11 protein-coding genes are annotated in these 14,306 nt (G+C 59.3%); 6 read left to right on the top strand and 5 right to left on the bottom strand.

Annotation, left to right across the window (positions count from 1 at the left end):
- Positions 1-23: 23 nt before the first annotated feature.
- The 5 genes from dnaA to dinD all read left to right on the top strand — a co-directional run bounded on the left by dnaA (position 24) and on the right by dinD (position 7,264).
- Positions 24-1,547: a chromosomal replication initiator protein DnaA gene (gene dnaA, locus AC3WRD_RS21440; protein WP_096822383.1), complete on the top strand. Its 1,524-nt coding sequence runs from the start codon at positions 24-26 to the stop codon at positions 1,545-1,547.
- Between the two features lie 39 nt (positions 1,548-1,586).
- Positions 1,587-2,690 (top strand): DNA polymerase III subunit beta, encoded by a 1,104-nt coding sequence (gene dnaN / locus AC3WRD_RS21435; RefSeq protein WP_096822384.1) that lies wholly within the window; start codon positions 1,587-1,589, stop codon positions 2,688-2,690.
- Positions 2,691-2,704: 14 nt separating this feature from the next.
- Positions 2,705-3,808: a DNA replication/repair protein RecF gene (gene recF / locus AC3WRD_RS21430; protein ID WP_007911886.1), complete on the top strand. Its 1,104-nt coding sequence runs from the start codon at positions 2,705-2,707 to the stop codon at positions 3,806-3,808.
- A 5-nt stretch (positions 3,809-3,813) separates the two neighbouring features.
- Positions 3,814-6,231 carry a DNA topoisomerase (ATP-hydrolyzing) subunit B gene (gene gyrB, locus AC3WRD_RS21425; RefSeq protein WP_007954129.1) on the top strand — a complete coding sequence of 806 codons (2,418 nt, stop codon included), beginning with the start codon at positions 3,814-3,816 and terminating at the stop codon, positions 6,229-6,231.
- Positions 6,232-6,445: 214 nt separating this feature from the next.
- Entirely contained in the window at positions 6,446-7,264 is an 819-nt protein-coding gene (dinD, locus tag AC3WRD_RS21420) for a DNA damage-inducible protein D (RefSeq protein WP_102621191.1), read from the top strand.
- Positions 7,265-7,287: 23 nt separating this feature from the next.
- On the opposite strand, the gene AC3WRD_RS21415 is transcribed toward dinD, so the two are convergent.
- Positions 7,288-8,001: a response regulator transcription factor gene (locus AC3WRD_RS21415; protein WP_102621185.1), complete on the bottom strand. Its 714-nt coding sequence runs from the start codon at positions 7,999-8,001 to the stop codon at positions 7,288-7,290.
- A 166-nt stretch (positions 8,002-8,167) separates the two neighbouring features.
- On the opposite strand from AC3WRD_RS21415, the gene AC3WRD_RS21410 reads away from it, so the two are divergent.
- Positions 8,168-9,709: a sensor histidine kinase gene (locus tag AC3WRD_RS21410; protein ID WP_102621184.1), complete on the top strand. Its 1,542-nt coding sequence runs from the start codon at positions 8,168-8,170 to the stop codon at positions 9,707-9,709.
- 158 nt (positions 9,710-9,867) lie between these two features.
- On the opposite strand, the gene AC3WRD_RS21405 is transcribed toward AC3WRD_RS21410, so the two are convergent.
- From AC3WRD_RS21405 to glyQ, 4 genes are all read right to left on the bottom strand, one after another.
- Complete coding sequence (locus tag AC3WRD_RS21405) at positions 9,868-10,647, bottom strand: lysophospholipid acyltransferase family protein (RefSeq protein WP_102621183.1); 780 nt, start codon at positions 10,645-10,647, stop codon at positions 9,868-9,870.
- Positions 10,648-10,729: 82 nt separating this feature from the next.
- A complete protein-coding gene (gene gmhB, locus AC3WRD_RS21400; protein ID WP_164872121.1) occupies positions 10,730-11,269 on the bottom strand; it encodes a D-glycero-beta-D-manno-heptose 1,7-bisphosphate 7-phosphatase in 540 nt (179 codons plus the stop codon).
- Between the two features lie 4 nt (positions 11,270-11,273).
- Positions 11,274-13,328, bottom strand: coding sequence for a glycine--tRNA ligase subunit beta (gene glyS / locus AC3WRD_RS21395; protein WP_096822388.1), 2,055 nt, complete (start codon positions 13,326-13,328; stop codon positions 11,274-11,276).
- Entirely contained in the window at positions 13,325-14,278 is a 954-nt protein-coding gene (gene glyQ, locus AC3WRD_RS21390; protein ID WP_003187265.1) for a glycine--tRNA ligase subunit alpha, read from the bottom strand. The genes glyS and glyQ overlap by 4 nt, the downstream gene beginning before the upstream one ends.
- Positions 14,279-14,306: the final 28 nt, after the last annotated feature.

The following is a 14,306-nucleotide window of genomic DNA, read 5'->3' as shown; positions in this document are numbered from 1 at the left end:
GGCTTTCAAATTAGGGGATTTCCGTGTCAGTGGAACTTTGGCAGCAGTGCGTGGAGCTTTTGCGCGAAGAGCTGCCAGCCCAACAATTCAACACCTGGATCCGTCCATTACAGGTCGAAGCCGAAGGCGACGAGTTGCGTGTCTACGCACCGAACCGTTTTGTTCTGGACTGGGTCAACGAAAAGTACCTGGGGCGCGTCCTTGAACTGCTGGATGAGCATGGCAATGGCCTGGCGCCGTCGCTCTCCTTATTAATAGGCAGCAAGCGCAGTTCTGCGCCGCGTGCTGCGCCGAACGCGCCACTGGCCGCGGCCGCTGCATCGCTGGCTCAAGCCAGTTCCGCGCCCGTCAGTGCTCCGGCACCCGCGCCGGCCCCAACCCCGGCCAAGCGCGCGACGCAAAAAACCGAGGAAGTCAGCGAAGAGCCGTCCCGCGACAGCTTCGACCCGATGGCGGGCGCCGCCTCCCAGCAAGCGCCGGTGCGTGCCGAACAGCGCACGGTGCAGGTCGAAGGCGCGCTCAAGCACACCAGCTACCTGAATCGCACCTTTACCTTCGAGAACTTCGTCGAAGGTAAGTCCAACCAGCTCGCCCGTGCGGCGGCCTGGCAAGTGGCGGATAACCCCAAGCACGGCTACAACCCGCTCTTCCTTTATGGTGGCGTGGGTCTGGGTAAGACGCACTTGATGCACGCGGTGGGTAACCACCTGTTAAAGAAAAACCCGAATGCCAAGGTCGTGTACCTGCATTCCGAGCGTTTCGTGGCCGACATGGTCAAGGCGCTGCAACTGAACGCGATCAACGAGTTCAAGCGTTTCTACCGTTCGGTGGACGCCCTGTTGATCGACGACATTCAGTTCTTCGCCCGCAAGGAACGTTCCCAGGAAGAATTTTTCCACACCTTCAACGCCCTGCTTGAAGGTGGCCAGCAGGTCATTCTCACCAGTGACCGCTATCCGAAGGAAATCGAAGGCCTTGAAGAGCGCCTGAAATCCCGCTTCGGCTGGGGCCTGACGGTTGCCGTCGAGCCGCCGGAGCTGGAAACCCGCGTAGCCATCTTGATGAAGAAGGCCGACCAGGCCAAAGTCGAGTTGCCACACGATGCGGCGTTCTTCATTGCCCAACGTATTCGCTCCAACGTCCGTGAGCTGGAAGGCGCGCTGAAACGCGTGATCGCCCACTCGCACTTCATGGGCCGCGATATCACCATCGAGTTGATTCGCGAATCCCTGAAAGACCTGTTGGCGTTGCAGGACAAACTGGTCTCTGTGGATAACATTCAGCGCACCGTCGCCGAGTACTACAAGATCAAGATCTCCGACTTGCTGTCCAAGCGCCGTTCGCGCTCGGTCGCTCGCCCGCGTCAGGTCGCCATGGCACTGTCCAAGGAACTGACCAACCACAGCCTGCCGGAAATCGGCGATGTGTTTGGCGGTCGCGACCACACGACGGTGTTGCACGCCTGCCGCAAGATCAACGAACTTAAGGAATCCGACGCGGACATCCGCGAGGACTACAAGAACCTGCTGCGTACACTGACCACTTGATGAACACCAGCGCAGCTTATTAAGGCAAGGGACTAGACCATGCATTTCACCATTCAACGCGAAGCCCTGTTGAAACCCCTGCAACTGGTCGCAGGCGTCGTCGAGCGCCGACAGACCTTGCCGGTACTGTCCAACGTGCTGCTGGTCGTCGATGGCCAGCAACTGTCGCTGACCGGTACCGACCTGGAAGTCGAGCTGGTCGGTCGCGTGCAACTCGAGGAGCCGGCTGAAACAGGTTCCATCACTGTGCCTGCGCGCAAGCTGATGGATATCTGCAAAAGCCTGCCGAACGATGCGCTGATCGATATCAAGGTCGACGAGCAGAAGCTGGTGGTGAAAGCCGGCCGTAGCCGCTTCACCCTGTCGACCCTGCCGGCCAACGACTTCCCGACTGTGGAAGAAGGCCCGGGTTCGCTGACCACCAGCCTGGATCAAAGCAAGCTGCGTCGCCTGATCGAACGCACCAGTTTCGCCATGGCCCAACAGGACGTGCGTTACTACCTCAACGGCATGTTGCTGGAAGTGTCGACCGGTGTGATCCGTGCCGTGGCCACCGATGGTCACCGTCTGGCAATGTGCTCGATGCAGGCCGACATCGGTCAGCAGGATCGCCACCAGGTGATCGTGCCGCGCAAAGGTATTCTCGAACTGGCGCGTCTGCTCACCGAGCCGGACGGCAACGTCAGCATCGTGCTGGGTCAGCACCACATCCGCGCGACCACCGGCGAATTCACCTTCACCTCGAAACTGGTCGACGGCAAGTTCCCTGACTACGAGCGCGTTCTGCCGAAGGGCGGCGACAAGCTGGTACTGGGTGATCGTCAGGCGCTGCGCGAAGCGTTCAGCCGTACCGCGATTCTGTCCAACGAGAAGTACCGTGGCATCCGTCTGCAACTGGCCAACGGTCAGCTGAAGATCCAGGCGAACAACCCGGAACAGGAAGAAGCGGAAGAAGAAGTAGGCGTGGAATACAACGGCGGCTCCCTGGAAATCGGCTTCAACGTCAGCTATCTGCTCGACGTGCTGGGCGTGATGACCACCGAGCAGGTTCGTTTGATCCTGTCCGACTCCAACAGCAGTGCGCTGGTGCAAGAGTCCGACAATGACGATTCGGCTTACGTTGTCATGCCGATGCGTCTGTAATCAGCTGACTCTGGATGTCGCTAAGTCGCGTCTCGGTCACCGCGGTGCGCAATCTGCACCCGGTGACCTTCTCCCCCTCCCCCCGAATCAACATTCTTTACGGCGCCAACGGCAGCGGCAAAACCAGTGTTCTGGAAGCCATTCACCTGCTGGGGCTTGCCCGTTCGTTTCGCAGCACGCGGCTGTTGCCGGTCATCCAGTATGAGCAACTCGCCTGTACCGTATTCGGTCAGGTGGAGCTCGCCGAGGGTGGCCACAGTGCATTGGGGATCTCTCGCGACCGTCAGGGCGAGTTCCAGATCCGCATCGACGGCCAGAATGCCCGCAGCGCCGCGCAACTGGCGGAGATCCTGCCGCTGCAGTTGATCAACCCCGACAGCTTCCGCCTGCTGGAAGGTGCGCCGAAGATTCGCCGGCAGTTCCTCGACTGGGGCGTGTTCCACGTCGAACCGCGGTTCATGGCCACCTGGCAGCGTTTGCAGAAGGCCTTGCGCCAGAGAAACTCCTGGCTGCGGCATGGTACACTTGACGCCGTTTCGCAAGCGGTTTGGGACAGGGAACTGTGCCAGGCCAGCGCTGAAATCGATGAATACCGCCGCGCTTACATCAAAGCCTTGAAACCAGTCTTTGAACAAACCTTGAGCGAACTGGTTGAGCTCGAAGGTTTGACGCTCAGCTATTACCGAGGCTGGGACAAGGACCGGGAATTGAGTGCCGTACTTGCCGGTTCCCTGCAGCGGGACCAGCAAATGGGTCATACCCAGGCCGGACCGCAACGCGCTGACTTGCGTCTTAGATTGGGCGCTCACAATGCCGCGGACATCTTGTCCCGGGGTCAGCAGAAGTTGGTGGTTTGTGCCTTGCGCATTGCCCAGGGGCATCTGGTGAGCCAGGCCCGACGCGGCCAGTGTATTTATCTGGTGGATGACTTGCCGTCCGAGCTGGACGAAAGCCACCGTCGCGCGCTGTGCCGCTTGCTGGAAGACTTACGCTGCCAGGTCTTTATCACCTGTGTAGATCACGAATTATTGAGGGAAGGCTGGCAGACGGAAACGCCAGTCGCTCTGTTCCACGTGGAACAGGGCCGTATCACCCAGACCCACGACCATCGGGAGTGAAGGCATTGAGCGAAGAAAATACGTACGACTCATCGAGCATTAAAGTGCTGAAAGGCCTGGATGCCGTGCGCAAACGTCCCGGTATGTACATTGGTGACACCGACGATGGCAGCGGTCTGCACCACATGGTGTTCGAGGTGGTCGACAACTCGATCGACGAAGCCCTCGCCGGCCATTGCGACGACATCAGCATCATCATCCACCCGGATGAGTCCATCACCGTTAAAGACAACGGCCGTGGCATCCCGGTAGACGTGCACAAAGAGGAAGGCGTTTCCGCCGCCGAGGTCATCATGACCGTCCTCCACGCCGGCGGTAAGTTCGACGACAACTCCTACAAAGTATCCGGCGGTCTGCACGGTGTAGGTGTTTCTGTTGTGAACGCGCTGTCCGAAGAGCTGGTACTGACCGTTCGCCGCAGCGGCAAGATCTGGGAACAGACCTACGTCCACGGCGTACCTCAGGCACCGATGGCGATCGTTGGCGACAGCGAAACCACCGGTACCCAGATTCACTTCAAGGCTTCCAGCGAAACCTTCAAGAACATTCACTTCAGCTGGGACATCCTGGCCAAGCGCATTCGTGAACTGTCTTTCCTCAACTCCGGTGTCGGCATCGTCCTCAAGGATGAGCGCAGCGGCAAGGAAGAGCTGTTCAAGTACGAAGGCGGCCTGCGTGCGTTCGTTGAATACCTGAACACCAACAAGACTGCGGTCAACCAGGTGTTCCACTTCAACATCCAGCGTGAAGACGGCATCGGCGTGGAAATCGCCCTGCAGTGGAACGACAGCTTCAACGAGAACCTGTTGTGCTTCACCAACAACATTCCACAGCGCGACGGCGGCACCCACTTGGTGGGCTTCCGTTCTGCACTGACGCGTAACCTGAACAACTACATCGAGCAGGAAGGTCTGGCGAAGAAGCACAAAGTCGCCACCACCGGTGACGATGCCCGTGAAGGCCTGACCGCGATCATCTCGGTGAAGGTGCCGGATCCGAAGTTCAGCTCCCAGACCAAAGACAAGCTGGTGTCTTCCGAAGTGAAGACCGCGGTCGAACAGGAAATGGGCAAGTACTTCTCCGACTTCCTGCTGGAAAACCCGAACGAAGCCAAACTGGTCGTCGGCAAGATGATCGACGCTGCCCGTGCCCGTGAAGCGGCGCGCAAGGCCCGTGAGATGACCCGCCGCAAAGGTGCGCTGGACATCGCCGGCCTGCCGGGCAAACTGGCTGACTGCCAGGAAAAAGACCCGGCGCTGTCCGAACTGTACCTCGTGGAAGGTGACTCCGCGGGCGGCTCTGCCAAACAGGGACGTAACCGCAAGACCCAGGCCATCCTGCCGCTGAAGGGCAAGATCCTCAACGTCGAGAAAGCGCGTTTCGACAAGATGATCTCGTCCCAGGAAGTGGGCACCCTGATCACCGCGCTGGGCTGCGGTATCGGCCGCGAAGAGTACAACATCGACAAACTGCGCTATCACAACATCATCATCATGACCGATGCTGACGTCGACGGTTCGCACATCCGTACCCTGCTGCTGACCTTCTTCTTCCGTCAGTTGCCGGAGCTGATCGAGCGCGGCTACATCTACATCGCCCAGCCGCCGCTGTATAAGGTCAAGAAAGGCAAGCAAGAGCAATACATCAAAGACGACGACGCCATGGAAGAGTACATGACGCAGTCGGCCCTGGAAGATGCGAGCCTGCACCTGAACGAAGACGCCCCGGGCATTTCCGGCGAAGCGCTGGAACGTCTGGTGAACGACTTCCGCATGGTGATGAAGACCCTCAAGCGTCTGTCGCGCCTGTACCCGCAGGAGCTGACCGAGCACTTCATCTACCTGCCGGCCGTCAGCCTGGAAATGCTCGGCGACCACGCCAAGATGCAAGACTGGCTGGCCCAGTACGAAGTTCGTCTGCGCACCGTCGAGAAGTCCGGTCTGGTCTACAAGGCCAGCCTGCGTGAAGACCGCGAACGTGGCGTGTGGCTGCCAGAGGTCGAACTGATCTCCCACGGCCTGTCGAACTACGTCACCTTCAACCGCGACTTCTTCGGCAGCAACGACTACAAGACTGTCGTCACCCTCGGCGCTCAACTGAGCACCCTGCTCGACGACGGCGCGTACATCCAGCGTGGCGAGCGCAAGAAAGCGGTCACCGAGTTCAAGGAAGCCCTCGACTGGCTGATGGCCGAAAGCACCAAGCGCCACACCATTCAGCGATACAAAGGTCTGGGCGAAATGAACCCGGATCAGCTGTGGGAAACCACCATGGACCCAAGCGTGCGCCGCATGCTGAAAGTCACCATCGAAGACGCCATTGGCGCAGACCAGATCTTCAACACCCTGATGGGTGATGCGGTCGAACCTCGCCGTGACTTCATCGAGAGCAATGCTCTGGCGGTTTCCAACCTGGATTTCTGATCCGTTTGCACGCATGATCGAAGTCATAACAAGCCCGGTGGATCTCTGATTCATCGGGTTTTTTTATGCTCGAATACGCCTCTAAACCGACGGCCTTTTTCCGACAACAATGTATGCATTTGTAAGCCACCATTGATTCTATAGAGGTGTCAGTGTGAATCTCTTCCGGGTCAATGGAAGGATTCAGATCACCCCAATCCGTGGAGGATTTACTTTGAGCGAGCAGCATCGGTCTTTCGAAGACCTGAAGCACCAGTCGGAAGATGGCTTGGAATACTGGTCCGCCCGAGAGCTTGCCCCACTCTTGGAATACCGGGATTGGCGGAACTTCGAAAATGTCGTTAACAAAGCGGTGCAGGCCTGCGAACTCAGTAATCATCGCATCGCAGACCATTTCGTTGACGTCACCAAAATGGTTTTGCTTGGATCCGGATCCCAGCGATCAGTGAAGGATATGCAGCTCTCTCGGTATGCCTGTTATCTGATAGTTCAGAACGGAGACCCAATCAAACCGGTTATTGCCGCAGGGCAGACCTATTTCGCAATCCAGACCCGACGTCAGGAATTGGCGGACGACGCTTCATTTCAGAAACTGAGGGATGATCAAAAACGCCTGCTTTTGCGTAATGAGTTACGTGAGCACAACAAGCAATTGGTGGAAGCTGCACAGCAGGCCGGCGTTGAAACCGGCCTGGATTTCGCCATTTTCCAGAACCACGGTTATCAAGGGCTATATGGCGGCCTCGATCAGAAAGCTATTCACCAACGCAAAGGGCTAAAAAAGGGTCAGAAAATTCTTGATCACATGGGATCGACCGAACTGGCTGCCAACTTGTTCCGTGCAACACAGGCTGAGGACAAACTGCGTCGCGATAACGTCCAAGGCAAGCAGCAGGCTAATCAAGTTCATCTGGAAGTTGGTAGAAAGGTGCGAGAAACCATCACAGAGTTGGGCGGAACCATGCCGGAAGATTTGCCGGTTCCGGAGAACAGCATTAAAGAGGTTGAGTCCGCAGCCAAGAAACTACAGTGAGTTTTCCGATCAAAAACTGCTCGCTAGCCCGCCGCCACACTCTCCAACCGATACCCATACCCATAAATCGTCAGCAACTGCCAACCCCGATCCGCCGTCAGCCCGAGCTTGTTGCGCAGGCGATAGATGTGGGTATCCAGTGGTCGCGACGAGGCCATTTCTTCGTGGGGCCAGAATCTTTCGTATAGATAGTCCCGTGACAGAGGTCGGCCGAGGTTACTGAACAGGCAATGCGCGAGCCGATACTCGCGCTCGGTCATCATGATTGGTTTGCCTTCGCGGGTGACGGTCAGCTCGGCGTCGTCGAACACCAGATCATTGAAACGCAGAACATTGGCCACGCTCGGGCGTTGATGGCTGTGCCGGCGCAGTACGGCGGTGACTCGAGCCTTCAACTCGTTTGGACGAAAAGGCTTGCTGACGTAATCGTCAGCCCCGGCGTTCAGGGCCTGAACGATATCGCTCTCACCATCGCGACTGGTCAACATGATGGCCGCCGGTGGCGCCTCCATGTGCTCGCGGGTCCAGCGCAGCAGCGCCAGGCCGGTGAGGTCGGGCAGTTGCCAGTCGAGGATCAGCAGGTCGAAGGTTTCCCGGCGCAGTTGCCGCAGCAGGTCTTCTCCGCGTTCGAAACTGTGCAGCGACCAGGGCTGTTCGCCGGCCTCGGCCATTTGTTGCAGGGTCTGCTCGACCCGACGCAGTTCGGCGGGTTCATCGTCCAGTATCGCAACGCGCATACGCGGGATTCCTTGTCGCTTGGGTAATGGGTGGTCGACACCGGCGGTTCGACCAAAGCAGTGAAAGTAAGCGGCACACCATGGGTCGAACCGCTATGATTCTTCGGGTCTACGTCCTCAGACCTGTCGCCTATGAAACCATTCAACCCGCCCTGCCCTGTTTTCCATGATTAACCGACGCCGCCACGAAAGCCGTGTGCAAAGTCAGGTTCAACGCCTGTTTCGGCAACTGGTGCGCGAGTGGGTGTGGATAAGTCTAGTGCTGTTGCCGCTGACTGCATTGTTGTCGTGGCGTGCTCAGGTCAATCTGCATGATCCGGCGCCAGTCGCCGGCGCGATGGTGTCGGTCGCTCTGGTGGCTTGTGTGTTGGGGTTGCTGTTGTGGCGACCGCGTCTGGCGATCTGGGTGACGCTCGGCGGGATTGCCTGCGTGCTGCTGACCAGTGCCGGCTTCGCTGAAATTCGGCGTTGGTGGTCGCCGACGCCTGCGGCGCTGGGGATGCTGTTCGGCTATCTGATCTGGAACTGGCGGCGCCTGAGTGTGGTGCTCACCTACTTCGGCTGGGAGCTGTCGCGGCTGGACAGTGAACCGAAGGTGTTTCCCGAACGCCGCCGGGCGCCCTTTTCCAGCGCCGACCGTTTGCAGGGACAGATCATGGCCCTTGAACAAGCCATGAGCCGCACCCGCGATACTCGCCGCTTCATCGCCGATGGGTTGGAGTATCTGCCGGTCGCAACGCTGATCAGCGATCCTCGAGGACAGGTCTTGTTGGGCAATCGCAAGGCCCGGAACCTGTTCGATCACAATCTGGTGGGCGAAGACGTCCTCGATCAGCTGGCAAGCCTGGGTTATCCAGAGTTGTCCACAGAGCCGCGTCCATCTCTGTCCGAGCTGCCCCTGCTGGAATTCCGCGATCACAAAGAGCGCAGCCTGCGCCTGGAACGCGCCGCATTGTTGCCGGTGGACGGCGACACGCCGATTGGCTGGTTATTGAGCCTGACCGACCTGAGCGCCGAGCGCGCCGCCGAAGAACAGCGCGGTGTGCTGCTGCGCTTTCTGTCCCATGACTTGCGAGCGCCGCATTCAGCGATCCTCGCCCTGCTCGACGTCCACCGGCATCAGGCTGGAACGGATTCACCGCTGTTCGAGCAGATCGAACGCCAAGTGCGTCGAGCGCTGGAACTCACCGATGGATTCGTTTTACTGGCCCGGGCCGAATCCGAGGCCTATCAGTTCCAGCCGAGTCTGTTTGCGATGCTGGTGATGGACGTACTGGACCAGGCACTGCCCATCGCCCAGCAAAAGCGTATCGAACTGCTGAACGATATGGATGAGCAATCCCAGGAACGTCTGGTGCTGGCGGACCAGGGCCTGCTGACCCGGGCGTTGTTCAATCTGCTGGAAAACGCGATCAAGTACAGCCCGGCCGGGTCTACGGTCAGGTTGTGCGTTCGATGCCACGATGACTGGCTGCATTGCGAACTGACCGATCAGGGCAAAGGTATCGGGGCTGAAGACCTGCCCGATCTGTTCAGCCAGTACCGCCGTTTTTCTTCGGCTCAAGGCATCGATGGCGTGGGATTGGGGCTGTCGATGGTCAAGGCTGTGGTGGATCACCATGGTGGGCGGATCGAATGCATCAGCGTCATCGATCAGGGCACCACATTCCGCCTTGAGCTGCCGCTGATCGCTGAAGAGCAGGCATAAAAAAACCGGCTATATCAGCCGGTTTTCTTACTTCCGAAAAAAACTTATGCACCTTTTACGGTGATTTATCAGCTTCAGAAATATATAAGTAAATCAGTCACTTAATCTTTGATTCCGACGCTTTTCCAACAATCCGTACACAGGTTATCCACAAAATCTCAGACAACCACCTGATCGTTGGCAGCAGGTGCCTGCGGAGCCGGTGGCAGCGAGCCCATTTCCCGTTGCGCCTGCTCGTTCCACGCTTGCACACGGTCGTTCAAATCGGCGATGGCGCGTGGGCCAGTGCCTTCGGCGTACATCGGCTCACCGATAACCACAGTGATCACACCCGGTTTTTTACCCCAACCGATTTTCGGCCAGAACTTGCCGGCATTGTGCGCAATCGGCAGCACCGGAAGCGCCGCATTCACCGCCAATGCGCTGCCACTGCGGGAGAACTTGCCGATGGTGCCGTGGGGAACGCGAGTGCCTTCAGGGAAGATCAGCACCCAGACATTGTCCTTGAGCAGCTCGTCACCCTTTGCCGCGACCTGCTTGAGCGCAGCTTTCGGGTTGTCGCGATCAATCGCGATCGGCCGCAGCATGGCCATGGCCCAGCCGAAGAATGGCACGTACAGCAATTCGCGCTTGAGCACCTGGCTCAAGGGCGAGAAATAAGCGGAGAGAAAGAATGTCTCCCAGGTGCTCTGGTGGTTCGATTGAATCACGCAGGGCCGGTCAGGCACGTTTTCCGCACCTTTGACTTCGTAACGGATACCGAGGAATACCTTGGTCAACCACAAGGCGCAACGGCACCAGTACACGTTGATGAAACGATAACGCGCCTTGAACGGCAGAAAGGGCGCGATAAAAAAGCTCAGGCTGCACCACAGCAGGGACGTGGTGCCCAGCAGCAGGTAAAAGAGGAAGATTCTGATGGCCTGCAGTATCGACATGGCGACGTTTACCGTTACGGGCGATGCCCGACTGTTCAAGCGCACTCCCGATCAATCCCTGGTCAGGAACTTCAGAAGTACTCTAGTTGTGGATAAGTTCTGCGGCAATCGCCGCCAGATCGTCAAAAATCAGGGTGCCGACCGGCAAGGTCTTGGCCTGAGTCTTTTCGCCTTTCCCGGTCTTTACCAAAACGGGCTGTGAATCGACGGCTTTGGCAGCCTCCAGGTCACCAAGGCTGTCGCCGACGAACCAGACATTCGTCAGCGCCACGTTGTAGTGCTGCGCGATGGTTTTCAACATTCCCGGTTTCGGCTTGCGGCAATCGCAACCCTCGTCCGGCCCATGCGGGCAATACACGATCAGCCCGACTTCACCGCCCTGCTCCGCCACCAGTTCGCGCAGGCGCGCGTGCATGGCATCGAGGGTGGCGAGGTCGTAGTAGCCGCGAGCAATGCCCGACTGGTTGGTGGCGACCGCCACCGTCCAGCCGGCCTTGCTCAACTGCGCAATCGCTTCGATCGAGCCGGGCAGCGGAATCCACTCCTCCACCGACTTGATGTAAGCGTCGGAGTCGTAATTGATCACTCCGTCCCGATCGAGAATCAGCAGTTTCAACAGCAATCCCTCAACCCAGCAGCGAAATGTCGGCAACGCCCAGGAACAGGCCACGCAGACGCGCCAGCAGCGCGTAACGGTTGGCCCGCACATTGGCGTCTTCGGCATTCACCATCACCGCGTCGAAGAACGCGTCGACCGGCTCGCGCAGGGCAGCCAGACGCGCCAGCGATTCGTTGTACTGGCGCGCCGCGGCCATTGGCTGTACAGCCTGGTCCGCTTGCTGGATCGCCGAGTACAGCGAGAACTCGTTGGCGTTGTCAAAGTACTTGGCCTGAACGTCGGTCGGCACGGAGCCTTCCACTTTGCTCAGCAGGTTCGACACACGCTTGTTCACCGCCGCCAGCGCCGCCGCTTCCGGCAGTTTGCGGAAGGCCTGAACCGCTTGCACACGCTGGTCGAAGTCCAGCGCCGAACCCGGCTTCAGGGCACGTACCGACAGGTAGGTGGCGACATCCACGCCTTCGTCTTCGTAACGTGCACGCAGACGGTCGAAGATGAATTCCAGCACCGCGTCGTTCAGGCCGGCAGCCTTGACCTTGGCACCGAACGCATTCACGGCGAACGCCACGGCGTCGTTCAGGTCCAGATCCAGTTGTTTCTCGATCAGGATCCGCAGCACACCCAGTGCCGCACGGCGCAGGGCATACGGGTCTTTGCTGCCGGTCGGCAGCATGCCGATGCCGAAGATGCCGACCAGGGTGTCGAGCTTGTCGGCGATGGCCACGGCCGCACCGGTCAGGGTGGCAGGCAGTTCAGCGCCGGCACCACGTGGCATGTACTGCTCGTTCAGCGCCAGGGCGACGTCTTCCGGCTCGCCGTCATTGAGGGCGTAGTAGTAGCCGGCGACACCTTGCATCTCCGGGAACTCGCCGACCATTTCGGTGGCCAGGTCGCACTTGGACAGCAAACCTGCACGGGCAGCCCACGAAGCGTTGCCGCCGATGCGTGCGGCGATGTACGCGGCCAGTTTCGAAACGCGCTCGGCCTTGTCGTAGACGCTGCCGAGTTTTTCCTGGAACACCACGTTCTGCAGGCGATCGTTGAACGCTTCGAGCTTCTGCTTCTTGTCCTGCTTGAAGAAAAACTCGGCGTCGGTCAGACGTGGGCGAACCACTTTCTCGTTACCGGCGACGATCTGCTGCGGGTCTTTGGATTCAATGTTGGCCACGGTAATGAAACGTGGCAGCAACTTGCCGTCGGCATCCAGCAGGCAGAAGTACTTCTGGTTGTCCTGCATGGTGGTGATCAGCGCTTCCTGCGGCACGTCGAGGAAACGTTCCTCGAACGAGCACACCAGCGGCACCGGCCACTCGACCAGCGCGGTCACTTCGTCGAGCAGCGCCGGCGGCACGATCGCGGTGCCTTCCTGACGGGTCGCCAGCTCTTCGGTGCGCTTGCTGATGATCTCGCGACGCTCGTTGGCGTCGGCCAGCACGTAAGCGGCGCGCAGGTCGGCCAGGTAGCTCGACGGCGAACCGATGCGCACGTTTTCCGGGTGGTGGAAACGGTGGCCACGGGATTCACGGCCAGCCTTCTGCGCGAGGATCGTGCAGTCGATGACCTGGTCGCCGAGCAGCATGACCAGCCACTGGGTCGGACGCACGAACTCTTCCTTGCGCGCACCCCAACGCATGCGTTTCGGGATCGGCAGGTCGTTCAGCGAGTCTTCGACGATGGTCGGCAGCAGGCTGGCGGTCGGTTTGCCGGCGATGTTCTGGCTGTAGCGCAGTTTCGGACCGCTCTGGTCGATTTCGCTCAGCTCGACGCCGCACTTCTTGGCAAAACCCAGTGCTGCTTGAGTCGGGTTGCCTTCGGCATCGAACGCGGCCTGACGTGGCGGGCCGTCGAGGTTGATGCTGCGATCCGGCTGCTGGGTGGCCAGCGCGGTGATCAGCACAGCCAGACGACGCGGCGCGGCGTAGACAGTCTTGGTCTCGTAGCTCAGGCCGGCGGCTTGCAGGCCCTTGTCGATACCGGCCAGGAACGCTTCGGCCAGGGTGTTCAGGGCTTTGGGTGGCAGTTCTTCGGTGCCCAGTTCAACCAGAAAATCTTGAGCACTCATTGTGCAGCCTCCAGCTTGGCCAGTACTTCGTCACGCAGGTCGGGGGTTGCCATCGGGAAGCCCAGCTTGGCGCGAGCCAGCAGGTAGGCTTGGGCGACGGAACGCGCCAGGGTGCGTACGCGCAGAATGTATTGCTGACGCGCAGTTACCGAGATCGCCCGGCGCGCATCCAGCAGGTTGAAGGTGTGCGAGGCCTTCAGGACCATTTCATAGCTCGGCAACGGCAGCGGCTGGTCGAGTTCGATCAGACGCTTGGCTTCGCTTTCATAGAAGTCGAACAGTTCGAACAGCTTGTCGACGTTGGCGTGTTCGAAGTTGTAGGTGGATTGCTCTACTTCGTTCTGGTGGAACACGTCGCCGTAGGTCACTTTGCCGAACGGACCGTCAGCCCAGACCAGGTCGTAGACCGAGTCCACGCCTTGCAGGTACATGGCCAGACGCTCGAGACCGTAGGTGATCTCGCCGGTCACCGGGTAGCACTCGATGCCGCCCGCCTGCTGGAAGTAAGTGAACTGGGTCACTTCCATGCCGTTCAGCCAGACTTCCCAGCCCAGACCCCAGGCGCCGAGGGTCGGCGATTCCCAGTTGTCTTCGACGAAGCGGATGTCGTGGACCAGCGGGTCCAGGCCGACATGCTTGAGGGAGCCCAGGTACAGTTCCTGGAAGTTGTCCGGGTTCGGCTTCAGGACTACCTGGAACTGGTAGTAGTGCTGCAGACGGTTCGGGTTTTCGCCGTAACGGCCGTCAGTCGGACGGCGGCTTGGCTGTACGTAAGCGGCGTTCCAGGTTTCCGGGCCGATGGCACGCAGGAATGTCGCGGTGTGGAAAGTGCCGGCGCCTACTTCCATATCGTAGGGCTGAAGTACCACACAACCTTGCTCGGCCCAGTATTGCTGGAGCGCGAGGATCAAGTCTTGGAAGGTACGCACGGCTGGCGTAGGCTGGCTCACGAAATTCACCTGTTTCTTGGGCTGCGAT

The sequence above is a fragment of the Pseudomonas sp. FW215-R2 genome, from assembly GCF_058789255.1.
Note: the sequence above shows the minus strand (reverse complement) of the source record. Positions and strands in the feature narration are given on the sequence as shown.

Excerpts from the sequence above, each read along its gene's own strand:
- dnaN (WP_096822384.1), top strand. The coding sequence starts at position 1,587 with ATGCATTTCACCATTCAACGCGAAGCCCTGTTGAAACCCCTGCAACTG.
- recF (WP_007911886.1), top strand. The coding sequence starts at position 2,705 with ATGTCGCTAAGTCGCGTCTCGGTCACCGCGGTGCGCAATCTGCACCCG.
- AC3WRD_RS21415 (WP_102621185.1), bottom strand. The coding sequence starts at position 8,001 with ATGCGCGTTGCGATACTGGACGATGAACCCGCCGAACTGCGTCGGGTC.
- AC3WRD_RS21410 (WP_102621184.1), top strand. The coding sequence starts at position 8,168 with ATGATTAACCGACGCCGCCACGAAAGCCGTGTGCAAAGTCAGGTTCAA.
- AC3WRD_RS21405 (WP_102621183.1), bottom strand. The coding sequence starts at position 10,647 with ATGTCGATACTGCAGGCCATCAGAATCTTCCTCTTTTACCTGCTGCTG.
- glyS (WP_096822388.1), bottom strand. The coding sequence starts at position 13,328 with ATGAGTGCTCAAGATTTTCTGGTTGAACTGGGCACCGAAGAACTGCCA.